This window comes from Massilia sp. TSP1-1-2 (assembly GCF_049896185.1).
In the GTDB taxonomy this organism is placed as follows: domain Bacteria; phylum Pseudomonadota; class Gammaproteobacteria; order Burkholderiales; family Burkholderiaceae_D; genus Telluria_A.
Window position 1 is genome coordinate 1 of the sequence record NZ_JAFCTU010000014.1, and the last position, 23,501, is coordinate 23,501.

Sequence of the window (23,501 nt, forward strand, 5' to 3'; positions counted from 1 at the left end):
CAATCCTATCTAGCTCGCAGCATAGCGGCTGAACAGTCACTTTCTTCCTATGTTCCCATAATAGACTGCCCCGGCAATTCATTCCGCCCGTCTGCTATTTGCCGACTACTGCCGATTGTACTCGACGCTACGACAGCGGCTATAGCGATGGCCCCCGGAACTCCACAGCAGCAACTTTATCGCTGCCTGCACAAAAATACTGTTTATAGTCGAGAACGTTTAAAGGCGATTTCAGACAACATGGTAGCCACCCGCCGGGCCTCTGCAAGTAGCGAAGGGTGATCTTCATGCGTCCGGTTCTCCCCGCACCAATCGCAGCAATCCCAAAGCGTCCCCATCCACCACTCGTTCAACTCCGAGAGGGATGCCGGCTGAGGCAAGTCACTTAGATTGATGTTGAATGTGGAGTCTAAATCTTGTACTAGTCTGCACAACGCGTGAACTGACATTTTGTGAGCAGCGAAATTATCTAACGCCCGCTTCAGCGCATCTTGCGCATAAGGCAGTGCCTCCCAAGACTCCGGGACAAATCTGTTCAGGTGAAACGCTACTTTTGATGTAAGATCCTTCGCCTGACCATCTGATGTACATGTATAGAATTGCCATATGTCCGGATGCGCTTCACCTAAATCAATATTGGCAGCGTCAGCAATGTTGGGCAGCTCTTCCAGCATACCAACTCCACACCAAAACTCGACCGTAATACGGTTTAATTCGTCGCGCCAATTCGTCATGGGTGCCAAAAATCTTTCCATTGTAAAGCCAGATTCTAAATCAGACCCAATGACCACTGTTGGCCGACCTCTGCCGATCGTACTCGACGGCGCTTAAAACAAGTTTATTGACCATCTGCCGCGCCATTGCTGAGCTTTGTACTTATCGAAACCTGTCTCGATTAGCACCCGGGCACTGTAGATTCCATTGATCGCGTTGCTCGTGCGAAGCGCGAAAAGGGAAGGAAATCGCGCTGTTGCAGCCCCGAGGATACCTTCCATTTCTTCACGGGTTCCCCAGAGCCAGACCTCATACACAAGCGGGGCTATCTGGACTTTCAATGGGTCATATTCACCGATCCAGCGGCGCAAGGAGGAACCCGTAGCGGGCGTGCTCGCTGCCTGCCGAAAAACTGCGCAGGCAGCAGGAGCGGTGAAAGTAGATCGCCCCGTTCGCGGTCATCACGCCGTTTTTCGGCTGCAGGCCGAACGGCAGGTAGCGCCGGTTGAAAATACGCACGGCAGCGAAATTGATGGCCGCGCCAAACCGGCGCAGCGCCATCGTGCCCGCCGTCAGCGCGCGAAAGCGCTGCGCTGTGCGGCGCGCACGGGCGCCGTCAAGCCTAGCGCCGCAGTGCCGCCGCCGCGCGCGCCAGTTCGGTGATGCGGGCCCAGTCGCCCGACGCAATCGCATCCTTGGGCGTGAGCCACGAGCCGCCAACGCAGGCCACGTTTTTGCAAGCCAAAAACTGCGGCGCGGTGTCGATCGAAATGCCGCCCGTCGGGCAGAACGTCACGTCAGGCAGCGGACCACCAATGGCGTTAAGCATGCCCACGCCGCCGGCCGGCACCGCCGGGAACAGTTTGAGCTGACGAAAGCCGGCCTCGCGCGCGGCCATTACTTCGGACGGCGTCATCACGCCGGGCAGGAGCGCCAGGCCGCTTTTGCGCGACGCTTCAATCAACGCTGGCGTGAGGCCCGGCGAGACGCCGAACACGGCGCCCGCATCGCGCGCGGCGGCGAATTCTTCGGGCAGGGTGAGCGTGCCCACGCCGAGGATCGCGCCCGGCACTTGCGCCATGTCGCGAATCGCACGCAGACCGTGGGGCGTGCGCAGCGTCACTTCAAGCACGCAAATGCCGCCGGCAACGAGCGCGCGGGCCAGGGGAACGGCGTGCTCCGGATCGTCGATGGCAATCACGGGGATGACGCTCGCCGAGCGCATGATGTCAAGTAAGGTCATGGTCATATTGGGTTCTTGATCAGGGTGTCTTCGTCGGAACCGGGTACGGTGTCGCCAATGTCGGCGGCCTCGTGCAGCGGCAGGGTGGTGTGGATCGGCGATGGCAGCGCGAAGGTGGTGGCGCCCTTCTCCGCTTCGCTGATGGTACTGCGGAACATCGAAAACAGTTCACGCCCCATGCCCACCTGGTTGGGCGAGAGGTCGGTCGTAGCCAGAGAGCGCGCCGCCCACACAGCGGCCGGCACCAGCGCTTCGAGCGTGCCGGCGCCCGCGTCCAGGCGAATGATGTCGCCGTCGCGCACCAGGCCAAGCGGGCCGCCCGCGAGAATTTCAGGCGAGACGTGGATCGCCGCCGGCACCTTGCCCGACGCGCCCGACATGCGCCCGTCGGTGACCAGGGCCACGTGGCGCCCGGCGTCCTGCAGGTTGGCCAGCGCCGGCGTGAGTGCGTGCAGCTCCGGCATGCCGTTGGCGCGCGGGCCCTGGAAGCGCAGCACCGCGACGAAATCGCGATCGAGCTTGCCGGCGCTGTAGGCGTGCATGAAGTCTTCCTGCGAATTGAAGGTCAGCGCGGGCGCTTCGACCACGCGGTGCTCCGGCTTGACGGCCGACACTTTCATCACGGCGCGGCCAAGGTTGCCGGCTACCAGCACCATGCCGCCGTCGGGCGCAAAGGGATTAACCGCCGCGCGCAGCACGTTCTCGTCGGCGCTCTTCTCAGGCACCGGCTTCCAGTACACGCCAGCGCCGGCGCCGTCGCTGAACGGCTCGGCGCAGTGGGCGCGCAAGCCGCGCCCCAAAATGGTGGTGACGTCGTCGTGCAAGAGGCCCGCGTCAAGCAGTTCGCGGATCACGAAGCCCGGGCCGCCGGCGGCCTGAAAGTGGTTGACGTCGGCGTCGCCGTTCGGGTAGATCCGCGTTAGCATCGGGACGATGGCCGACAACTCATTGAAGTCGTCCCAGTCGATGACGATGCCGGCTGCCTTGGCGATTGCCACCAGGTGCAGCGTGTGGTTGGTCGAGCCGCCGGTGGCCAACAGGCCCACCACCGCGTTGACGATGCATTTTTCGTCGACCACATGGCCGACCGGGATGTAGGTGCCGCCCTGCTGGGAAATTTCGACCGCGCGCTTGGCGGCGGCCGCGGTGAGCGCGTCGCGCAGCGGCGTGCCCGGCGTGATGAAGGCGGCGCCCGGCAGGTGCAGGCCCATGATCTCCATCAGCATCTGGTTGCTGTTGGCGGTGCCGTAAAAGGTACAGGTGCCGGCGCTGTGATACGAACCGGCTTCGCACTCGAGCAGCTCTTCGCGCGTGGCCTTGCCTTGCGCGTAGAGCTGGCGGATGCGCGCCTTTTCCTTGTTCGAGATCCCGCTGGTCATCGGGCCGGCCGGCACGAACACCGCCGGCAGGTGGCCGAAGTGCAGCGCGCCGATCAGCAGGCCCGGCACAATCTTGTCGCACACGCCCAGGTACAGCGCGGCGTCGAACATATTGTGCGACAGCGCGATGGCGGTGCTCATGGCGATGGCGTCGCGCGAAAACAGCGACAGCTCCATGCCCGGCTGGCCTTGGGTGACGCCGTCGCACATGGCCGGCACGCCGCCGGCGAACTGCGCCACCGCGCCCGCTTCGCGCACCGCATCCTTGATGATGGCCGGGAAGGACTCGAACGGCTGGTGCGCCGAAAGCATGTCGTTATACGACGAGACGATGGCGACCGACGGTTTTTTCAGTTCGCGCAGCTTGAGCTTGTCGTTGGCGGGAAAGGCCGCGAAGCCGTGCGCCAGGTTGGTGCACGACAAGGCGCCGCGCTGCGGGCCTTGCAGGCGGGCGGCGTCAAGATGCGCCAGGTACGCCGCGCGCGACGGCGCGCTGCGTTTGATGATGCGACTGGTGACCGCTTCAACTACGGGATGCAAGGCCATGGCCATTCCTTATGAATTAATTTCATGAAATTTTACTACAAAAACTGCTGGAACCGAACATTTCACACAAACATTGGGTTTTGAGACCCGGGCAGCGATATGGCGGAATGCGCGCTGCGCGCTTTTCCGCCCTACGGTCATAACTGATTGTCGCTATGTCGCGCAATGCGCGCCGCGCCCTTTTACCCCCTTCCGACGTCATCCATTTCCGTAGGGCGGAAAAGGGCCCGACCCGCATTCCGCCACGCGCCGCCCGCGGCCTCAACACCGTTTGTAGTGAATTTACGCAAATTCTTGTATGATTCGATAATCTAAGCACAACCAACCTCCGACCATACTCCCATGCGCCAGATCGCCCTGAGCACGACCGCCAGCTACCAAGCCCTTGAAACGCACGCGCTCGAAGCCGAAGACTGGCTGCTGCGCGACCTGTTCGCCAACGACCCGGCGCGTTTTCCCGCGTTCACGGTCGACGCGGCCGGCCTGTTCCTAGACTATTCAAAAAACCGCCTCGATGCGCGCACGCTTGAACTGCTGGCCGATCTGGCGCGCGAGCGCGGCGTGGAAGACCAGCGCGACGCCATGTTCGCCGGCGAGCGCATCAACCTCTCCGAACACCGCGCCGTGCTGCACACCGCCCTGCGCGCGCCGCGCGAGCTGGCGCTGATGGTCGACGGCCAGGACGTCAGCGCCGACGTGCACGGGGTTCTGGAGCGCATGCGCGTATTCACCGATGCGGTGCGCGCCGGCATCTGGCTCGGCCACAGCGGCAAGCCGATCACCGACATCGTCAACATCGGCATCGGCGGCTCGGACCTGGGCCCCAAAATGGTCTGCCTGGCGCTGCGCCAGTACGCCCACCCGCGCCTGAAACTGCACTTCGTCTCCAACGTCGACGGGCACGACCTCGACGCCGCGCTCGGCAAGGTCCATCCCGAGACCACCTTGTTCATCATCGCCTCCAAGACCTTCACCACCACCGAGACCATGATGAACGCGCAAAGCGCGCGCGCCTGGTTCCTCGAGCGCGCCGGCGCCGATGCGCTGGCCAAGCATTTCGTGGCCGTCTCCACCAATACCGAAGCGATCAAAACGTTCGGCATCGATCCGGCCAATATGTTCCCGTTCTGGGACTGGGTGGGCGGGCGCTATTCGGTCTGGTCGGCGATCGGCCTGTCGGTCATGCTGGCCGTCGGCCACGGCTACTTCAGCGACCTGCTGGCCGGCGCGCACGCGCTGGACCTGCACTTCAAGGAGGCGCCACTGGAAAAGAACATGCCGGTGCTGCTGGCCATGATCGGCTTTTGGAACCGCCAGTTCCTGGGTTGCCCGTCGCTGTCGATCGCGCCCTACCACCAGGACCTGAACCGCTTCCCGGCCTACCTGCAGCAGCTCGACATGGAAAGCAACGGCAAGTGCGTGACCAAGGGCGGCCAGCCGGTCGACACCCTCACCTGCCCGGTCATCTGGGGCGACTGCGGTACCAACGGCCAGCACGCCTACTTCCAGCTGCTGCACCAGGGGACCGACGTCACGCCGATCGACTTCATCGCCGCGCTGCGGCCGGCCCACGAGATGGGCCACCACCATGCGGCGCTGTTGGCCAACTGCTTCGCGCAGTCGGAAGCCTTCATGCGCGGCAAGACCACCGCCGAAGTGAAGCAGGACTTGCAGGGCCAGGGCTTGACGGAGGCGCAAATCACCGATCTGGCGCCGCACAAGACCTTCCCCGGCAACCGACCCAGCAACACCATTCTGATGGAATACCTGACGCCCTACACGCTGGGCGCGCTCATTGCGCTGTATGAACACAAGACGTTTGTGCAAGGCGTGATCTGGGACGTGAACAGCTTCGACCAGTGGGGCGTCGAGCTGGGCAAAGTGCTGGCCAAAAAGATCGAGGCAGAGCTCAACGGCGACGCCCAGCCAGCCCAGCACGACAGCTCTACCAACGGCCTGATTGCCATGGCAAAGGCCGCGGTTTAATATGCCGTACCGGACCCCAAGGACCATCGACCAATTTACCGTCGTCCACGCCGACCCCATGCTGGTGGGCGAATGCCCCCTGTGGCACCCCGCCGAACGCAATATCTACTGGGTCGACATCGCCGGCTACAAAGTGCACCGCATCCATCCCCTGACCGGCGAACACCGCGAATGGCGCATGGAAAGCGAACCGGCCGCCATCGCGATCCATTCGCACGGCGGCCTGGTGGTGGCGACCCGCAGCGGCTTCGTGCACCTCGACACCGGCTCGGGCGAAGTATCGCCCATCGCACCGGCGCCTTACGATACGGCCATTGCGCGTTTCAACGACGGCTGCGTCGATGGCGCCGGGCGCTTCTGGGTCGGCACCATCTACGAGCCGCGCGACCAGCCGGCGGCCGAGATGTACTGCCTCGAAAAAGGTGCGCTGACCTTGAAATGGTCGGGCGGGATGACCAACTCCAACGGCTTGGCGTTCGCACCCGAGCAGCATGCCATGTACCACGCCGACACCACCGCCCACCGCGTCGACCGCTACAACTTTGACGCGGAAACGGGAATGGTGTCGCACCGCGAGCCGTTCCATCAGTTTTCGAGCGACAAGGCCAACAACTATGGCGGGCGTCCGGACGGTGCTGCCGTCGACAGCGAAGGCGCTTACTGGTGCGCGATGTTCGAAGGCGGCCGCCTGCTGCGCTTTTCGCCGCAGGGCGAACTGCTGTGCGAGGTCGCGCTGCCGCTGCGCTGCCCGACCATGATCGCCTTTGGCGGCGACGACCTGCGCACGCTGTATGTCACCAGCGCCAGCCATGGCCGCCCGGCCGCGGAGCGCGAACAGTATCCGCTGACAGGGTGCGTGCTGTCGCTGCGACTTGAGGTCGCGGGGCGCGAGGAGCCGATGTATTTGCCTTGATTGCCGCGACACGGTTGGGTTGAGAGTCCCGGAACGGATGACATCCCGGCCCTAATCCCACGCTACATTCATCCCTTGCGGGATGTGAGTGGCAATATTGATCAGGTGTTCCTTGAGCGTGGCAATCTGCTCGCTTGGCGCAGCGCGCCCCAGCATCCGCGCAAGCACGGTATGGCTCGAAGTAGCTGCTCTCAAAGGTGAGCCGCAAGACAATGTCTGGCATCGCCGCCCGTCAAGGCTGGAGTAAGGCGAAAATATAGCACCGGAGAAAAATTACTTAATTGTATTTTTTTGTGGCGTTTGTCAGGCGTGGCGCAAACCCCACGCTTTCGACCTTGCGCGCTACAATGTTTTGCAGCAGCGCACAATCCCGAGGAGTTGCCAATGAGCGCGTCACGTCGCAACCCGTCATGAGCACCAGCCCACGCCTTCCCGATGAGACGCTGGTGCATATCGCCGGGCGCATCGCTCACCTGGGCGGCTGGATTGTGGATTTGCTGAGCGACCGAATGTTCTGGTCCAACGAAGTGTGCGATATCGTCGAGGTCCCGCATGGCGCCTCGCCCACCGTGGCTGAGGCGATCGCCTACCACCCGCCCGGGTGGCGCGCGCGTGCCAGACAATTGTTTGACGGCTGCGCCAACGATGGCATTGGTTTTGACGAAGAGATGCAGGTCATCAGCGCAAGCGGCGTACGAAAATGGGTACGGATAACGGCGGAAGCCGTCTCTGGCGCCGAGGGCGCGGTCACCCGCGTGCAGGGTGGGTTCCAGGACATCACCGAGGCCAAACACGCCGACAGCGACCGCCGCATTCTTGCCACGCGCCTGACCACGACGCTCGAGAGCATCACCGACGCCGTCGTCATGCTCGACCGCGAATGGCGCTTCACGTTCATCAACGGTACCGCTGAACGGCTGTTGCAATGCACGCGCGAGGAAGTGCTGGGCATGAACATCTGGGACCGCTTCCCGGAGGCGGTGGACGGTCCCTACTTCATTCAATACCACCGCGCCATGCGCGAGAACTGCTCGGTCGCCTTTGTCGAACACTACGCTCCGCTCAAGCTGTGGACCGAAATCCGCGCCTATCCGTCCGAGGAAGGCCTGGCCGTCTACATCCTCGATATCAGCGAGCGCAAGGCGAGCGAAGCGAAAATCCACACGCTGGCCTACTTCGACAAGCTCACCGGCCTGCCCAACCGCGAACTGCTGGTCACGCATGTCGAGCAAGCGATCGCCGCCAACCACGCCGCAGGGCGCTACCGGGCCCTGTTGATTATCGACCTGGACAACTTCAAGAGCATCAACGACACGCGCGGGCACGACAAGGGCGACCTGCTGCTGCAGATGGTCGCGCAGCGCGTGTGCGCGGCGGTCGGCACGGCCGATATCGTGGCCCGCTTTGGCGGCGACGAATTCGTGATCCTGCTCGACGACCTGGGCGCCGAGCGCGAGTTGGCGCAGCAGCGCGCCACAGCCGCCGCCGGCGCGCTGCTCGGGTGCTTTAACGGTGGCTTCGAGATCGCCGGCATTGACCAGTACAGTACCGCCAGCATCGGCGTCACCCTGTTCGACGGCGAGGCGGTTAGCCCGGACACCTTGCTGCAGCGCGCTGACCTTGCCATGTACCAGGCCAAGGGCGCCGGGCGCAACGCCTACGCGCTGTATTCGCCCGAGCTGCAGTCGCGCCTGCACGACCGCGTGGCGCTTGAGGCGGACCTGCGCCAGGGCCTCTCGTCGGGCCACTTTCTGCTGCACTACCAGCCGCTGGCCGAAGTGGACGGACGCATGACGGGGGTCGAGGCGCTGGTGCGCTGGAACCACCCCACGCGCGGAATGGTGCCGCCCAACGACTTTATTGCGCCGGCCGAAGAAAGCGGCTTGATCCTGCCGCTGGGCCAGTGGGTGATGCGCACCGCGTGCGAACTGCTGGCGCGCTGGACCGGCGCGCCAGCCAGCGCCCACCTGACGATGGCGGTCAACGTCAGCGCCCACCAGCTGCACCGGCCCGATTTTGTCGCCCAGGTGCTCGACGTGCTGGCCGCCACCGGCGCGCCGCCCGAGCGCCTCAAGCTGGAGCTGACCGAGAGCCTGTTGGTCAACGACGTTGAAGGCACCATCGCCAAGATGGACCAGCTCAAGCTGGCTGGAGTGCGCTTTTCGCTGGACGATTTCGGTACCGGTTACTCGTCGCTGTCGTATTTGCACCGCCTGCCGCTCAGCCAGCTCAAGATCGACAAGAGTTTTGTGCGCGACGCACTCGGCGGCCAGCAAGGCGCGGCCATTGCCCACACCATCCTGGCGCTGGGCAAGGCGCTCAGGCTGACGGTGCTCGCTGAAGGGGTGGAGACGCCTGAACAGCTGGCCTTCATTGCCTGTGCCGGCTGCAGTGAATACCAGGGGTATTTGTACAGCCGGCCGCTGACCGAGGCGGCGCTGGCGGAATTTATTGCCGCCCGCTGAGCAAGCTGACATCGGCAACGCCCGCAGCATCGACACATCTCGCCAAGTAAGGCTCCTTGTGGGATGCGTGCTTCCATGCTGCCCGCAACCGCACCGCGAATGCCACCAACCGTTGCCAATCTACAACCCTTACGTACGCGAGCGAACAAACAAAACTGCTAAACTTCCAATGCAAATTTAAGCTTGCTACTTCAAAGGAATGATGTGGACACGCTGGTCAAGACGGGTATCACCGGGTTGGATGAAGTATTGCGCGGCGGCCTGCCGCGCCAGAATAACCTGCTGGTTGAAGGCGCGCCCGGCGCCAGCAAGACCACCCTTGGCCTCGGCTTCATCCATGCCGGGGCCGCGCTGTACAACGAGCCGGGCGCGATCGTCTCGTTCGAACTCGATGCCGCCAAGCTGCTGCGCGACGCGGCGCTGTTTTGCTGGGACTTGCAGGCGCAGATCGAGCGCGGCATGATCAAGGTGATCCAGACCAGCCCCGCCGTGCTGCTGTCCGAATTTCGCAACCCCGACGGCGCCTTTGCCGAAACGCTGCGTGCGATGGGCACCAAGCGCCTGCTGATCGACGGCCTGACCCCGCTGCGCCTGTACGCCGAGGTGCACGAGCTGCCGTTTCGCGAAGACCTGCACCTGCTCATCGAAGGCATCAACCGGCTGGGCGTGACCACGCTCATGACGGCCGAGCGCGACGAAACGCTGGGCACCGTGCCGGCCCACGAGCGCTTTGTGTTCGACACCATCATCTCGCTCACGCGCCAGGAACAGAACCGGCGCGTGCAGCGCCGCCTGACGGTACTCAAGTCGCGCGGCCAGGACTTCATCGGCGGCAGCCACACCATGCGCATCGAAGGCGGCAAGGGCATCCACGTGTACCGCCGCGCCCAGTCGCGCCCGCACAACTCGCCCGACCAGCCCACCTCGAACGAGCGCCTGTCGATCGGTTCGGCGCCGATTGACGAGATGATGGACGGCGGCTTGTACAAGGGATCGGTCACCATGCTGAGCGGCATATCCGGCACCGGCAAGACGGTGCTCAGCGTGCAGTTCCTGGACGCTTGCATCAAGGCCGGCCACAAGACGCTTCTGGTCAGCCTCGACGAGCACCCGCGTCAGCTGATGCGCAACGCCGCCTCGCTCGGCTTCGACCTCGAAGGCATGCTCGCGCGCGGCGAGCTGTTCATCCATTACGAGTCGCCGCTTGAACTGGAACTGGACGTGCACTTCGACCGCGTCATCAAGCTGGTCGAGCAGGAAGGCATCGACTGCGTGGTGTTTGACTCGTGCGCGGTGTACGAGATGACCAGCCCGGCCGAAGTGGCCAACTACCTGTACGCGGTGGCGACTTTTTTCAAGGACCGCCTGGCGACGATCTTCCTGAACTATGAAAGCCCGGAGCTGTTGGGCCTGTCGCAGATCAGCCAGGAGCTCAAGGGCTCGCACCTGGTCGACAACATCATCTTGCTCAATTACGTCGAGATTTCGACCGTACTGCGGCGCGCGATCGCCATTCCCAAGGTGCGCGGCAGCCGCAACCGGCAGATCACGCGCGAATACGTGATCGGCGAAGGCGGCCTGCTGCTGCTCGACGAAAGCGCCGGCCATGCCGACCCGGCCGGCGTGGTGCCGCAGCTGCCGTTTTCGTCCTACTACGGCTTGCTGTCGCGCTCCCCGTCACGCCAGAGTCCCCTGATCGACGAAGCGGTCGCGCATGGCGACAAGATGCCGGAATCGGTCGAGCTGCCGACTGCAGCGTCGTCGTGATCAGCGTCGCGCTGCCCGAGGATAAGGGACACGACTGGGACAGCTGGCGCCAGCCGCTCGACCAATTTGCGCAGGCCACCGGACTGACGGTGTCGGCCTACGACATGGACGGCGCGCGCCGCATTGGCCCGCTGACGGCGTCGCGCAGCGCGCAGCTGCTTGCTACCGGCTCCCTGTGGCACGAGGACGGCGCCGGCACGGCGCTCGAGCGGCGCCTGGTGCGCGCGCCGGCCGGTGCCGTCCTGCACGGCATGCGGGTGTGCGCCATGCCCCTCACGCACTTCGGCCAGGTATACGGTGTGCTGGTGTACGGCTGGAGCTTTGGCAACTTCAGTTCGCCCATCGAGTGCGAACAGATCGGCGCCCAGGCGGGCGTGTCGGGGCAGGCGCTGTGGAACGAGGTGCGCCTTGAGCCGCCGGTCTCAAACGCGCGCCTGGCGACCTACACGGCGCTGCTGCAAACGCTGGTGAACACCACCGACCGCCAGCGCGAAACGATCGAGGAACTCAATCGCGTCAGCCGCACGCGCGACCTGTTCCTGGCCACCGTCTCGCACGAAATGCGCACGCCCCTGTCGGCCCTGTCGATGCGGGTCGAAGTGCTGCTCAAGACCGTCAAGGATTTGCCCAAGCCGGTTGAAAGCGCGCTGCTGGCCATGCGCGTGCACGTACGCCAGGAAGCGGGCATGATCGACGACCTGATCGACGCGGCGCGCACCTTGACCGGGCAAATGTCGGTCAACCGCACGCGCGCCTCGCTTGGGCGCATCGTGCGCGACGCGGTATCGACCATCGAAGTGCAGACGCATGAAAAAGCGATCGCCTTCAGCGTGGCGCCGTCCGACCAAGGCGACAGCATTGTGGTGTACGCCGACAGCCACCGCCTGCAGCAAGTGCTGTGGAATTTGCTGCTCAATGCGATCAAGTTCACGCCGCCGGGCGGCGCGATCCAGATCAGGATCGGGCAAAGCCGTGGTCATGTCGAAATCGACGTGGCCGACAATGGCCAGGGCATCGCCGCGCGCGACCTGGCGCACGTGTTTGGCGCCTTCACGCTGCAGCGGGAGGGCAACACCACTGGCCTCGGACTGGGCCTGTACATCGCGCGGCGCATCGTCGAACTGCACGACGGTACACTGACCGCGGCCAGCGGCGGCAAGAACCAGGGCACCACCTTCACCCTCCGCCTGCCCCTGTTTTTGTAGGGCGGATGCAAGCCGCCACAGCGCCGCGAGGACAGCTTTCGTAGTAAAATTACTTGCAAATGCTTCATTTATGTAGTAAATTTACATTACTCCAGCACCCAACTATTGCGAGAACTTACCATGGCCCTTACCGATTTCGACCTCGTTCTTTTTGGCGGCAGCGGCGACCTGTCGATGCGCAAACTGCTGCCCGCGATGTTCGCGCGCGACATCGCCAACGACTTGCCGGCCAGCGCCCGCATCATCTGCGTGGGCCGCCACGACTGGTCGCAGGAAGAATTCCTGGCCACCGTCGAAAGCACATCCAAGCCGCACATCAAGACCGCGCCGAATGCCAACGGCTGGGCCAAGTTCATCCAGCGCATCGTCTATGTGTCGCTGAACGCGACCGACCCGGCCACCTATGGCCCGCTGGTCGAAGCGCTGCGCAAGGACGACGCGGTCACGCGCGTGTATTACCTGGCCACCCCGCCCCACTTGTTCGCGCAAATTTGCGACAACCTCGACAACGCCGGCCTGGCCACGCCCAATTCGCGCGTGGTGCTTGAAAAGCCGCTGGGGCGCGACCTCGCATCGGCCAAGCAGATCAATCTTGAAGTCGGCAAAGTGTTTGCCGAATCGCAGATCTACCGGATCGACCATTACCTGGGCAAGGAAACCGTGCAGAACTTGCTGGCTCTGCGCTTCGGGAACATTCTGTTCGAGCCGCTGTGGCGCCGCGAATGGATTTCCGACGTGCAGATCACGATCGCCGAAAAAATCGGCGTGGGCAACCGCATGGGTTACTACGACACGTCCGGCGCGCTGCGCGACATGCTGCAAAACCACCTGCTGCAGCTACTGTGCATCGTGGCCATGGAGCCGCCCACGTCCATTTCGCCCGACGCCGTGCGCGACGCCAAGCTGCAGGTACTGCGTTCACTCAAGCGCTTCACCCCGACCACGCTGGCGCAAAACATCGTGCGCGGCCAGTATCGCGCCGGCCATGTGGATGGCAAGGCCGTGCCGAGCTACCGCGAAGAGCCCGATGCGCCGCAAAAGTCGAGCACCGAAACGTTCGTCGCCATCAAGGCAGAAATTGACACCTGGCGCTGGGCGGGCGTGCCGTTCTACCTGCGCACCGGCAAACGCATGGCCGACAGCCTGGCCGAAATCGTGGTGCGCTTCAAGCAGATCCCGCACTCGATTTTCAATCAGCCCACCAGCAGCTTTCAGCCCAACAGCCTGGTAATCCGCCTGCAGCCGGACGAAGGCTTGTCGCTGAACCTGATGGCCAAAACGCCGGGCGACAGCATGCGCTTGAAGCAAGCCGAACTCGAACTCGACTTCCGCGAGCAGTTCAAGACGCCGCGCATGGATGCGTACGAGCGCTTGCTGCTCGACGTGCTGCGCGGGCAGCTGACGCTGTTCATGCGGGGCGACGAACTGGAAGCGGCGTGGGAATGGGTTGAGCCGATCCTGGACCATTGGGAAGAAGACGACAGCGTGCCGATTCCGTATTCGGCCGGTACCTGGGGCCCTGCCGCGGCCAGCGCACTGATCGGCCGCGACGGCCTGCAGTGGCGCGAAGAAGCCTTGCCGGAAGACTGAACCCGTGCTGCTCGACTCGATCCGCACCCAGCTCGACTCGCTCTCCAAGTCGGAGAAAAAAGTCGCGCAGGCGGTGCTTGACCATCCCGGCGCCACGGTCAGCCAGAACATCACCGCGCTGGCCAAAAGCGCGCAAGTGTCCGAGCCGACCGTGGTGCGCTTTTGCCGCACGCTGGGCTACGACGGCTGGCACGAATTCAAGCTGAAACTGGCGCAAGGGCTGGCGCTGGCCATGCCCGGGGTGAACGAGCAGCCGGCGCAGGACGACCTGGCTTCGGACCTGGTCAACAAGATTTGCAGCCGCTCGATCAACACCTTGCTCGACTTGCGCAACAACTTGAATCCGGAAGCGGTGCAGCGCGCGCTCGACATTTTGTCGCGCGCGAACAAGATCGAGTTTTACGGACAGGGCACGTCGGGCATTGTCGCCGCCGACGCCCAGCACAAGTTCTTTCGCTCGGGCGTGCCGACGGTGGCCTATGCCGACCCGAACATCCACAGTATTGCCGCCGCCCTGCTGCACAGCGGCGACGCGGTGGTGGCCATTTCCCAGCGCGGCAACAGCCCGGCGCTGGTCCGCTCGGTCAAGCTGGCGCGGCGTGGCGGGGCCGACGTGATCGTGCTGGCGCCATCGGGCACGCCGCTGGCCGATTTGGCGACGGTCCTCATTCCCATCGACCTGGTTTTTAACACCGACCCGTACACGCCCATTTCGGCGCGCCTGGCCTACCTGGTTGTCATTGACGTGCTGGCGGTCGGCCTGGCCTTGCAACGCGGCCCCGAATTCAGGAAAAAAATGCAGAACGCCCAAAAAGCGCTGCAGGAATTCGACATGCAGTTCGATTCCTTCATCGGCTAGACTAGCGTGCTTGTAAAATAGCGGTCTCGCTACTTTACTGCTCACGCCATGTATATCACTCCCGCCGCTGCACTGAAACCCGATTACGCACTGCTGCGCCGCCAGGTCGAGAGCATTCTCGACGGCGAGCGCGACCTGGTCGCCAACGCCGCGCAATTTTCTGCCTTCATCTACGACACCATCGCCGAACTGAACTGGGCAGGTTTTTACCTGGCCAAGCCCAGCAAAAAGGGCGAAGGCCAGGACTTGCTGGTTGGCCCGTTCCAGGGCAAGCTGGCGTGCGCGCGCATCCCGTTCGGACGCGGCGTGTGCGGTGCGGCCGCGCAGCAGCGCAAGACCCAGCTGGTGCCCGACGTGCACGCTTTTCCCGGGCACATTGCCTGCGATTCGGCATCGAACGCCGAAATTGTCATCCCCCTCATCAAGGATGGCACGCTGCTGGGCGTGTTCGACATCGACAGCCCGCTGCTCAACCGCTTCAGCGAAGAAGACCAGGCCGGCCTTGAGTCGCTGGTGGACGCCTTTATCAACGCGACCGACTTCGGCTGACATGCGCGGGGGCGCGCCGAGAGTACAATGGTTTTCCTGACCTTATTTCCCATCCTGTCACCTACCAAGTGTCCCGAGTCGGAAGTTCGTTGTATAAATATTCCGACAATCCCCACGATGCTGCGTCAAAAATGCTCGCAAGGCCCCGGCCTTGCTCCGCTTTTGTTCCATGCCTCATGGCGATTTCGGAACATTTATAATCAACGAACTTCCAACTCAGGACACTAGCGCGCATATGAACCAGCTCGAACAACTTAAGCAATTCACCACCGTCGTTGCCGACACGGGCGACTTCCAATCCATCAAACAGTTCACGCCGCAGGACGCGACGACCAATCCGTCGCTGATTCTGAAAGCGGTGCAAAAGCCTGAATACAAGCACTTGCTCGACCATGCCGTCAAGGAGTATCCCGGCATGTCGATTGACGACGTGATCGACCGCGTGCTGGTCGCTTTTGGCATGGAAATTTTGAAGATCATTCCGGGGCGCGTCTCGACCGAGGTGGACGCGGCCTTGTCGTTCGATACCGAGGCCACTGTCGCCAAGGGGCGCGAGCTGATCGCGCTGTACGAGGCTGCCGGCGCGGGACGCGAACGCGTGCTGATCAAAATCGCTTCCACCTGGGAAGGCATCCGCGCTGCGGAAATTTTGCAGAACGAGGGCATCCGCTGCAACATGACCTTGCTGTTTGCGTTGCCGCAGGCAATTGCCTGCGCCGAAGCAGGTGCGCAGCTGATCTCGCCATTTGTTGGCCGCATCTATGATTACTACAAAAAGTCGACTGGCATCGATTACATGGGCGCGGAAGACCCGGGCGTGCAGTCGGTCAAGCGGATTTACGCTTACTACCGCAAGTTCGGCTACCAGACCGAAGTGATGGGTGCAAGTTTTCGCAATACGTCGCAGATTCTGGAATTGGCCGGCTGCGACTTGCTGACCATCAGCCCGGACTTGCTGCAGAAACTGGCGGAGACCGAAGGTACGGTCGAGCGCAAGCTCAGCAATGATGCAGACGCGGCGTCGATCAAGGAAGTGGCGCTGGATGAGAAAACCTTCCGCTTCATGATGAATGAAGACGCCATGGCCACCGAGAAGCTGGCCGAAGGCATTCGGGCCTTCTGTGCCGATTCCGGTAAGCTCAAGCAAATTATTGCCGGGATGCGGTGACGGGTACACACTGAGCGAGCAATCCACATCGTCCCCGCGCACGCGGCTGTAGCAGAAGCGCCAGCGGTGCAGCAAAGTTACATCGTCCTCGCGCACGCGGGGGCCCATAGAACCGACGAGTCACAGTTTCATTTACACGAGCTGGTCACTGTAACTCATTGACTCGAACAGAACTATTAGCATCCGTTCTATGGGTACCCGCCTGCGCGAGTACGATGTTGTTCTCGTTTTCGAGCGCGCAAACTTCGCAATTTCTGTCGCGCCGACTAATCTCAACGCGTTTTACTCCACCCTCTTTGGGAGGACCATGTGGTATAGGTTTTCAGATCGGCAAATGTCGCGATTGTGTGCAATATCCTCGTCCGCAAGGACGAAATGGCGGCATGCATTCTCCGGCGTTCCTGAGAACGAGGTGGTGCCACGCACACTCCCGCGTTCCTGAGACCCATGTAGCGCACTCTCCCGTATTCCCTCACACCCGCAAGCCGTCCAGGTGCGTCCCCACAATCTCCCCACCCAGCTTCACCAAATCAAACGGCGGACCGATCAGCCAATTCCTGATCAATCCTTCCACCAGCACCCACAGCCCCAGCGCCACCGCATTCGGTCTGGCGTCCGGCTTGACCTGCCCCTTCTTGATCCCGATCCGCACCCGGCTTTCGGCGCGCCGGATCCAGTCGGCCTGGTTGAGCGAGCGCCGTTCGCGCACCACCGTCATCTCATCGGTATATTCCAGCTTCAACGTGGCGATTTCAAACGTGCGGCGCGCTTTCGGGTCTTCCACTGTCAAACGGAAAACCCGCTCGGCATACTCGCGCAGGTCGCCCAACGGGTCGCTGCTGTTGGGCTGATCGAGCAGCTGCATGGCCGATTCGAGCGGCATGGACGCGCATTCCATCATGGCGTTGAACATCGCGCCCTTGTCCTCGAAATGCCAGTAAATCGCCCCTCGCGTCACGCCCGCCGCAGTTGCGATATGCTGCAACGTGGTACCCGATACGCCGCGCTCGGCAAATAGCGCCGCAGCAGCCTCGAGGATGCTGCGGCGCGTTGCCAGCGCGTCCTCTTTCGTCTTGCGAACCATTACTTCTCCAAACTTTAGGCACCGAAAACATTAAACATACATTCGTGATAGTATATTCAGAATCATATAAAGCAGTGTTTAGTTGAATCACGCCGTCAAATTGCTGTGCCGTAAATACAACTAATCGCTATTATCAATCAAAAGGATGTCCACGTAATGCGCCACGCTTCCCTCCTCATTCCGCCTCCGACTCCGACCCCGCCCCCGACCGTCAAGCGGATCGCCGCCACCACGCTCGCCGCGCTGCTGCTCCTTTCCGCCTGCGGCGACAAGACTGCTGGCGCCCCCGGGCCAGGCGGCCCAGGCGGCCCCAAGCCACCCCCGGAAGTAGGCGTCGTCACGGCCAAGCTGCAAGCGGTGGTGCTGCAGACGGAGTTGCCCGGCCGCGTGGAGCCGGTGCGCGTTGCCCAGGTGCGCGCCCGCGTCAACGGCGTGGTGCTCAAGCGCTTGTTTACCGAAGGCAGCGAAGTCAAGGCCGGCCAGTCGCTGTTCCAGATCGACCCGGGGCCGTACGCCGCCGCGCTCAACAGCGCGCGCGCCAACCTCGGCAAGTCCCAGGCCAACCTGACCCAGGCGGCGGCCCAGGCCGCGCGCTACAAGCCGCTGGTCGAGGCCAATGCCGTCAGCAAGCAAGAGTACGTGAACGTGGTCGCGGCGCAAAAAACGGCCGAAGCCGATGTGGCCGCCGCGCGCGCGCAAGTGCAGATTGCGCACATCAATGCCGGCTACGCCAACGTGACGGCGCCTATTGCCGGGCGCATCGGGCGCGCGCTGGTGACCGAAGGCGCGCTCGTCTCGGCCGCTGAAGCCACCCAGCTCGCACTGATCCAGCAAACCAGCACCGTCTACGTCAACTTCACCCAGTCGGCCTCGGAACTGCAGCGTTTGCGCAAAGCTTCCGGCCAAAAGTCCCTTGCCGGCGGCACCACCCCGGTCACCATCATGCTTGACGACGGTTCCGAATTGCCGCAAAAGGGCAAGCTGCTGTTTTCCGACGTCAGCGTCGATCCGACCTCGGGCCAGGTCACGCTGCGCGCCGAGGTACCGAACAGTGATGGCACCTTGTTGCCGGGCCAGTACGTACGCGCCCGCATTGCGCAATCGTCCTTGCCGGCCGCCATGCTGGTGCCGCAACAAGCCGTGACCCGCGGTACCCAGGGCGACACCGTCATCATCGTCGGTCCCGACGGCAAACCCGGCCCGCGCCCGATCAAGATTTCTACCCAGCAGGGAAGCAACTGGGTCGTTCTCGACGGCATCAAGGAAGGCGAACTGGTCGTCGTCGACGGCTTCCAGAAAATGCAGGCGCCCAACATGACGGTCAAGCCGGTGCCGTGGACCGCGACCGCCCCTGCCGCTGCCCCTGCCGCCGCCGCCGCCGCCGCCCCTGCTGCCGCCGCCACCAAATAAAGACAGGACTTCTCCATGGCTCGCTTTTTTATTGAACGCCCCATCTTTGCGTGGGTGATCGCGCTGTTCATCATGGTGATGGGCGCCGTGGCAATCACGCAATTGCCTATTGCGCAGTATCCGGCTGTTGCACCACCGGCAATCGTCATCAATGCCGCCTACCCGGGCGCGTCCGCACAAACGCTGGAAGACTCCGTCATCAGCGTCATCGAACGCGAAATGAACGGTTCGCCCGGCTTGATCTACATGGAATCGAACAGCCAGGCCAACGGCGCCGGCACCATTACGCTCAGCTTCCAGACCGGCACCAATCCCGACCTGGCCCAGGTGGACGTGCAAAACCGGCTGGCGCGCGCCACCCCGCGCCTGCCGCAGGCCGTGGTGCAGCAGGGCGTGCGCGTAGACAAGGCGCGCTCGAACTTCCTGATGTTTACCATCCTGTCGTCGGACGACCCGAAATGGGATCCGATCGCGCTGGGCGACTATGCGTCGCGCACCGTGTTGCCGGAAATCCAGCGCATTCCCGGCGTCGGCCAGGCGCAATTATTCGGCACCGAGCGCGCCATGCGCGTGTGGATCGATCCGGCCAAGCTGGTCGGCTTCAACCTGTCGCCAACCGACGTCAACAATGCAATCCGCCAGCAAAATGCGCAAGTCTCGTCCGGCACCATCGGCGACTTGCCTAACGTGGGCGGGCAATTGATTACGGCTACCGTCGTGGTCACGGGTCAGCTGAGCAATGTCGAACAATTCGGCAATATCGTACTGCGCGCCAATCCGGACGGCTCGACCGTGCGCCTGAAGGACGTAGCCCGCATTGAAATCGGCGGCCAGAGCTACGCCACGTCCGCGCGCCTGAACGGCAAGCCCTCGACCGGCATCGGCATCCAGCTCGCGCCGTCCGGCAACGCCCTGGAAACAGCCAAGCTGGTGCGTGAGCGCATGACCCAATTGTCCAAGTACTTCCCGACCGGCATGACCTACGCGGTCCCCTTCGACAGCTCCGCTTTTGTGGATATTTCGATCCGCCAAGTGGTAGAAACGCTGATCGAAGCGGTGATCCTGGTGTTCCTGGTCATGTACTTGTTCTTGCAAAATTTCCGCTACACCTTGATTCCCACCATCGTGGTGCCGGTTGCCCTGCTCGGTTCGCTGGCCACGCTGCTTGCGCTCGGCTTTTCCATCAATGTGCTGACCATGTTCGGCATGGTGCTGGTGATCGGCATCGTCGTCGATGACGCCATCGTTGTCGTCGAGAACGTCGAGCGCATCATGAGCGAAGAAGGCTTGTCGCCGCTGGAAGCCACGCGTAAAGCAATGGGCCAGATTTCCGGCGCCATCATCGGCGTGACCGTGGTGCTCATTTCCGTGTTCGTGCCGCTGGCGTTTTTTGGCGGTGCAGTAGGCAACATCTATCGCCAGTTCTCGGCCGTCATGGTGTCGTCGATCCTGTTCTCGGCCTTTATGGCGCTCTCGCTCACCCCCGCCCTGTGCGCGCACTTCCTCAAGCCGGTTGAAGCGGGCCACCATCATGCCAAGACCGGTTTATTTGGGTGGTTCAACCGCGGCTTTACCAAAACGGCCAAGAACTATGAAGGTTTTGTGGCCAAGACACTGCGCCACACGGGGCGCGCAATGATCGTGTTCGTGGCCGTGATTGCGGTCGTGGGCTTGCTGTTCGTGCGCATGCCGAACGCTTTCCTGCCGGCCGAAGACCAGGGCTACATCATCGCCAACTTCCAGCTGCCGCCGGGCGCCACGCTCGAGCGCACCGGCAAGGCGCTGCGCGAAGCGGAAGACTTCATCCTCAAGCAGCCTGAAGTGGCCAGCATGGTGGGCGTGCAAGGCTTCAGCTTTTCCGGTTCCGGCCAGAATATGGCGCTGGGATTTATTACGCTCAAGAACTGGAAAGAGCGCAATGGCGCCGGCCACAGCGCACAAGATATTGCCGGGCGCATTTCCGGACGCATGTCGACCGTGCGCGACGCCTTCATCTTCGCGATCAGCCCGCCGCCAATTCCCGAACTGGGCAGCAGCACCGGCTTTTCTTTCCGCCTGCAAGACCGCGGCGGCTTAGGTCATGACGCCCTGTTGGCTGCTCGCAATCAATTGCTCGGCATGGCGTCGCAAAGCGCCGTGCTGGCAGGCGTGCGTCCGGAAGGACTGGAAGACGCGCCGCAAGTGCAGCTCGATATCGACCGCGACAAGGCCAATGCGCTGGGCGTGTCGTTTGACGCCGTCAATGCCGCCATTTCGACCTCGCTCGGATCGAGCTACATCAATGACTTCCCGAACGCCGGCCGCTTGCAGCGCGTGGTGGTCCAGGCCGACGCGCCGAACCGCATGCAGCCTGAAGACTTGCTCAAGCTGAGCGCCGTCAATACGCGTGGGCAGCAGGTGCCCTTGTCGGCCTTTGCCACCACGCGCTGGATTACCGGCCCCATGCAGACGGTGCGCTACAACGGCTACCCGACCATGCGCATTGCCGGCGACGCCGCCAAAGGGCGCAGTACCGGCGACGCGCTGGTTGAAATGGAACGCCTGGCGGCGCAGTTGCCGCCCGGTTTTGCTTTCGAATGGACCGGCCAGTCGCGCGAAGAGAAACTGTCCGGCTCGACTGTCTTCATCTTGCTCGGCTTTGCCTTGCTGGCCGTGTTCCTGTCGCTCGCGGCGCTGTATGAAAGCTGGTCGATCCCGGTCTCGGTGCTGATGGTGGTGCCGCTGGGCGTTTTGGGCGCGCTGCTGGCGGCCAGCAGCCGCGGGTTTTCCAATGACATTTACTTCAAGGTGGGCTTAATTACCATCATTGGCCTGGGCGCCAAGAACGCCGTGCTGATCATTGAATTTGCCAAGGACTTGCAGGCGCAAGGCAAGTCCGCCGCCGAAGCCGTGATCGAAGCGTGCCACCTGCGCTTCCGTCCGATCCTGATGACCTCGTTTGCCTTTATCCTCGGCGTATTGCCGCTGGTCGTGGCCAGCGGCGCCGGATCGGCCAGCCAGCGCGCCATCGGTACCGGGGTGATGGGCGGCATGGTCACGGCCACCGCCCTGGGCATCTTCTTTGTACCGGTGTTCTTCGTACTGGTACGCAAATTGTTTAAGGGAAGCGAGCGCCAGCGCAAGAAATATGCGCACGAAGAAGCCGCCGCTCCTGCTGTCGAGGTCAATCATGGTTAAGCGCTCTGTTCTCACCGCCGCGCCGCTGGCGCTGGCCCTGGCCCTGACCGGCTGCATGTCGCTCGCGCCCAAGTACCAGCGCCCCGCCGCACTCGTTGCACCCAGCTTCCCCATCGCCGGCGCTGCGTCCAGCCAGGCGGCGGACTCGATCGCGTGGCAAGGTTTTTTTGCCGATGCGCGCCTGAAGCAATTGATTGGTCTGGCGTTGACGAATAACCGCGACTTGCGCGTGGCCATCCTCAACATCGAACAGGCGCGCGCCCAGTTCCAGATTCGTCGCGCCGATCTGCTGCCCTCGGTCGGCCTGGGGGTGTCGGGCAGCCGCGCGCCCGGTCCAAATGACAGTACCACCAGCAACTACAGCGCGGGGTTCGCCGTCAGCTCCTTCGAGCTCGACTTGTTCGGGCGCGTTCGCAGCCTGAACAATGCAGCGCTGGCGCAGTTTCTTGCCACCGAAGAAGCACGCAAGGCCACCCACATCAGCCTGATTGCCTCGGTCGCCAACGCTTACCTGGCCACGCTGGCCGACGACGAATTGCTGGCCCTGACGCAAAAGACGCTGGAAGCGCGCGGCGAATCGCTGCGCCTGATCCAGCTCAAGTACGACAATGGCGTGGTGTCCAAGCTGGACTTGCAGCAGGGCTTGTCGCTGGTCGACAGCGCCCGCGTCACGCTGGCCCAGCAACAACGCCAGCGCGCGCAAGACCTCAATTTACTCACGCTGCTAATCGGACAAACCTTGCCCGCCAACCCCGCGCCCGGCAACACGCTGGCGGCAACGGCACTGAGCGAATTGCCGTCCGGATTGCCGTCCGACTTGCTAACCGTGCGGCCCGACATTCGCGCCGCCGAGCAGCAACTGATTGCCGCCAACGCCAATATCGGCGCCGCGCGCGCCGCGTTTTTCCCGCGCATTTCGCTGACGGGCAGCGCGGGCAGCGCCAGCGGCGAGCTGAGCGGCTTGTTCAAGAGCGGCTCGTTCGGCTGGTCGTTCGCGCCGCAAATGGTGTTGCCGATTTTCGATTATGGCCGCAACCAGGCTAACCTCGGCAGCGCGCGCGCGGGGCGTGACATCGCCGTCGCCCAATACGAAAAGACGATCCAGTCGGCATTTCGGGAAGTCGCCGATGCGCTGGCCGGGCAAGCGACCTACGGCGAACAATTGCGCGCGCAGCGTTCGGTGGCCGAGGCCGAGCAGGAGCGTTTCAATCTGTCGGACTTGCGCTATCGCAGCGGCGCCGCCAGCTATCTGGACTTGCTCGATGCGCAGCGTTCGCTGTTCAGCGCGCAACAGGCGGCGGTGCAGGCCAATTTGGCGCGCTTGCAAAACCAGGTCACGCTGTATCGCGTCCTTGGTGGGGGCTGGACGGGGACGCAATAAGCACCGGCGGCGCGGGCGGCTTCGCCCTCGCCGCCCTGAACTAATCGCTGGCGCAGCAGTCCTAT

17 protein-coding genes are annotated in these 23,501 nt (G+C 63.0%); 12 read left to right on the plus strand and 5 right to left on the minus strand.

Features of this window, described 5'->3' with window-relative positions:
• Positions 1 to 203: 203 nt before the first annotated feature.
• The 4 genes from ACP7BV_RS13875 to edd all read right to left on the minus strand — a co-directional run bounded on the left by ACP7BV_RS13875 (position 204) and on the right by edd (position 3,882).
• Positions 204 to 674 carry a hypothetical protein gene (locus ACP7BV_RS13875; protein ID WP_426104565.1) on the minus strand — a complete coding sequence of 157 codons (471 nt, stop codon included), beginning with the start codon at positions 672 to 674 and terminating at the stop codon, positions 204 to 206.
• 391 nt (positions 675 to 1,065) lie between these two features.
• The gene (locus tag ACP7BV_RS13880; RefSeq protein WP_426104566.1) at positions 1,066 to 1,275 is read right to left on the minus strand and encodes a hypothetical protein; all 210 of its coding nucleotides are present in this window, start codon (positions 1,273 to 1,275) and stop codon (positions 1,066 to 1,068) included.
• Between the two features lie 61 nt (positions 1,276 to 1,336).
• Complete coding sequence (gene eda, locus ACP7BV_RS13885; RefSeq protein ID WP_426104568.1) at positions 1,337 to 1,963, minus strand: bifunctional 4-hydroxy-2-oxoglutarate aldolase/2-dehydro-3-deoxy-phosphogluconate aldolase; 627 nt, start codon at positions 1,961 to 1,963, stop codon at positions 1,337 to 1,339.
• Complete coding sequence (edd, locus tag ACP7BV_RS13890) at positions 1,960 to 3,882, minus strand: phosphogluconate dehydratase (RefSeq protein ID WP_426104570.1); 1,923 nt, start codon at positions 3,880 to 3,882, stop codon at positions 1,960 to 1,962. Before edd ends, eda begins: the two co-directional genes overlap by 4 nt.
• A gap of 342 nt (positions 3,883 to 4,224) precedes the next feature.
• Between edd and pgi the strand changes: the two genes are divergently transcribed.
• The 9 genes from pgi (at position 4,225) to tal (ending at position 16,384) form a co-directional block, all read left to right on the plus strand.
• Entirely contained in the window at positions 4,225 to 5,868 is a 1,644-nt protein-coding gene (pgi, locus tag ACP7BV_RS13895; RefSeq protein WP_426104572.1) for a glucose-6-phosphate isomerase, read from the plus strand.
• 1 nt (position 5,869) lies between these two features.
• On the plus strand, positions 5,870 to 6,781 hold the full coding sequence (locus ACP7BV_RS13900; RefSeq protein WP_426104573.1) for an SMP-30/gluconolactonase/LRE family protein: 912 nt from the start codon (positions 5,870 to 5,872) through the stop codon (positions 6,779 to 6,781).
• 410 nt (positions 6,782 to 7,191) lie between these two features.
• Positions 7,192 to 9,246, plus strand: coding sequence for a putative bifunctional diguanylate cyclase/phosphodiesterase (locus ACP7BV_RS13905; RefSeq protein ID WP_426104575.1), 2,055 nt, complete (start codon positions 7,192 to 7,194; stop codon positions 9,244 to 9,246).
• Between the two features lie 204 nt (positions 9,247 to 9,450).
• Positions 9,451 to 11,013 carry an ATPase domain-containing protein gene (locus tag ACP7BV_RS13910; RefSeq protein WP_426104576.1) on the plus strand — a complete coding sequence of 521 codons (1,563 nt, stop codon included), beginning with the start codon at positions 9,451 to 9,453 and terminating at the stop codon, positions 11,011 to 11,013.
• Complete coding sequence (locus ACP7BV_RS13915) at positions 11,010 to 12,218, plus strand: sensor histidine kinase (protein ID WP_426104578.1); 1,209 nt, start codon at positions 11,010 to 11,012, stop codon at positions 12,216 to 12,218. The genes ACP7BV_RS13910 and ACP7BV_RS13915 overlap by 4 nt, the downstream gene beginning before the upstream one ends.
• A 120-nt stretch (positions 12,219 to 12,338) precedes the next feature.
• On the plus strand, positions 12,339 to 13,808 hold the full coding sequence (gene zwf / locus ACP7BV_RS13920) for a glucose-6-phosphate dehydrogenase (RefSeq protein WP_426104580.1): 1,470 nt from the start codon (positions 12,339 to 12,341) through the stop codon (positions 13,806 to 13,808).
• Between the two features lie 4 nt (positions 13,809 to 13,812).
• Positions 13,813 to 14,667, plus strand: a complete 855-nt coding sequence (locus tag ACP7BV_RS13925; RefSeq protein ID WP_426104582.1) for an SIS domain-containing protein — start codon at positions 13,813 to 13,815, stop codon at positions 14,665 to 14,667.
• A 48-nt stretch (positions 14,668 to 14,715) separates the two neighbouring features.
• Positions 14,716 to 15,216, plus strand: a complete 501-nt coding sequence (locus ACP7BV_RS13930) for a GAF domain-containing protein (RefSeq protein ID WP_426104584.1) — start codon at positions 14,716 to 14,718, stop codon at positions 15,214 to 15,216.
• A gap of 235 nt (positions 15,217 to 15,451) precedes the next feature.
• The gene (gene tal, locus ACP7BV_RS13935; protein ID WP_426104586.1) at positions 15,452 to 16,384 is read left to right on the plus strand and encodes a transaldolase; all 933 of its coding nucleotides are present in this window, start codon (positions 15,452 to 15,454) and stop codon (positions 16,382 to 16,384) included.
• A gap of 472 nt (positions 16,385 to 16,856) precedes the next feature.
• Here tal and ACP7BV_RS13940 read toward each other — a convergent pair whose 3' ends face one another.
• Positions 16,857 to 17,468: a TetR family transcriptional regulator gene (locus ACP7BV_RS13940; RefSeq protein WP_426104587.1), complete on the minus strand. Its 612-nt coding sequence runs from the start codon at positions 17,466 to 17,468 to the stop codon at positions 16,857 to 16,859.
• A gap of 156 nt (positions 17,469 to 17,624) precedes the next feature.
• Here ACP7BV_RS13940 and ACP7BV_RS13945 point away from each other — a divergent pair, with 156 nt between their 5' ends.
• Genes ACP7BV_RS13945 through ACP7BV_RS13955 form a run of 3 tightly spaced genes read left to right on the plus strand, consistent with a single transcriptional unit; the run spans position 17,625 to position 23,436 of the window.
• Complete coding sequence (locus ACP7BV_RS13945) at positions 17,625 to 18,878, plus strand: efflux RND transporter periplasmic adaptor subunit (protein WP_426104588.1); 1,254 nt, start codon at positions 17,625 to 17,627, stop codon at positions 18,876 to 18,878.
• Between the two features lie 15 nt (positions 18,879 to 18,893).
• On the plus strand, positions 18,894 to 22,055 hold the full coding sequence (locus ACP7BV_RS13950) for an efflux RND transporter permease subunit (RefSeq protein ID WP_426104589.1): 3,162 nt from the start codon (positions 18,894 to 18,896) through the stop codon (positions 22,053 to 22,055).
• Positions 22,048 to 23,436 (plus strand): efflux transporter outer membrane subunit, encoded by a 1,389-nt coding sequence (locus ACP7BV_RS13955; protein ID WP_426104591.1) that lies wholly within the window; start codon positions 22,048 to 22,050, stop codon positions 23,434 to 23,436. The genes ACP7BV_RS13950 and ACP7BV_RS13955 overlap by 8 nt, the downstream gene beginning before the upstream one ends.
• Positions 23,437 to 23,501 lie beyond the last annotated feature (65 nt).

Excerpts from the sequence above, each read along its gene's own strand:
- ACP7BV_RS13875 (WP_426104565.1), bottom strand. The coding sequence starts at position 674 with ATGCTGGAAGAGCTGCCCAACATTGCTGACGCTGCCAATATTGATTTA.
- ACP7BV_RS13880 (WP_426104566.1), bottom strand. The coding sequence starts at position 1,275 with ATGGCGCTGCGCCGGTTTGGCGCGGCCATCAATTTCGCTGCCGTGCGT.
- eda (WP_426104568.1), bottom strand. The coding sequence starts at position 1,963 with ATGACCATGACCTTACTTGACATCATGCGCTCGGCGAGCGTCATCCCC.
- edd (WP_426104570.1), bottom strand. The coding sequence starts at position 3,882 with ATGGCCTTGCATCCCGTAGTTGAAGCGGTCACCAGTCGCATCATCAAA.
- pgi (WP_426104572.1), top strand. The coding sequence starts at position 4,225 with ATGCGCCAGATCGCCCTGAGCACGACCGCCAGCTACCAAGCCCTTGAA.
- ACP7BV_RS13900 (WP_426104573.1), top strand. The coding sequence starts at position 5,870 with ATGCCGTACCGGACCCCAAGGACCATCGACCAATTTACCGTCGTCCAC.
- ACP7BV_RS13905 (WP_426104575.1), top strand. The coding sequence starts at position 7,192 with ATGAGCACCAGCCCACGCCTTCCCGATGAGACGCTGGTGCATATCGCC.
- zwf (WP_426104580.1), top strand. The coding sequence starts at position 12,339 with ATGGCCCTTACCGATTTCGACCTCGTTCTTTTTGGCGGCAGCGGCGAC.
- ACP7BV_RS13930 (WP_426104584.1), top strand. The coding sequence starts at position 14,716 with ATGTATATCACTCCCGCCGCTGCACTGAAACCCGATTACGCACTGCTG.
- tal (WP_426104586.1), top strand. The coding sequence starts at position 15,452 with ATGAACCAGCTCGAACAACTTAAGCAATTCACCACCGTCGTTGCCGAC.
- ACP7BV_RS13940 (WP_426104587.1), bottom strand. The coding sequence starts at position 17,468 with ATGGTTCGCAAGACGAAAGAGGACGCGCTGGCAACGCGCCGCAGCATC.
- ACP7BV_RS13945 (WP_426104588.1), top strand. The coding sequence starts at position 17,625 with ATGCGCCACGCTTCCCTCCTCATTCCGCCTCCGACTCCGACCCCGCCC.
- ACP7BV_RS13950 (WP_426104589.1), top strand. The coding sequence starts at position 18,894 with ATGGCTCGCTTTTTTATTGAACGCCCCATCTTTGCGTGGGTGATCGCG.
- ACP7BV_RS13955 (WP_426104591.1), top strand. The coding sequence starts at position 22,048 with ATGGTTAAGCGCTCTGTTCTCACCGCCGCGCCGCTGGCGCTGGCCCTG.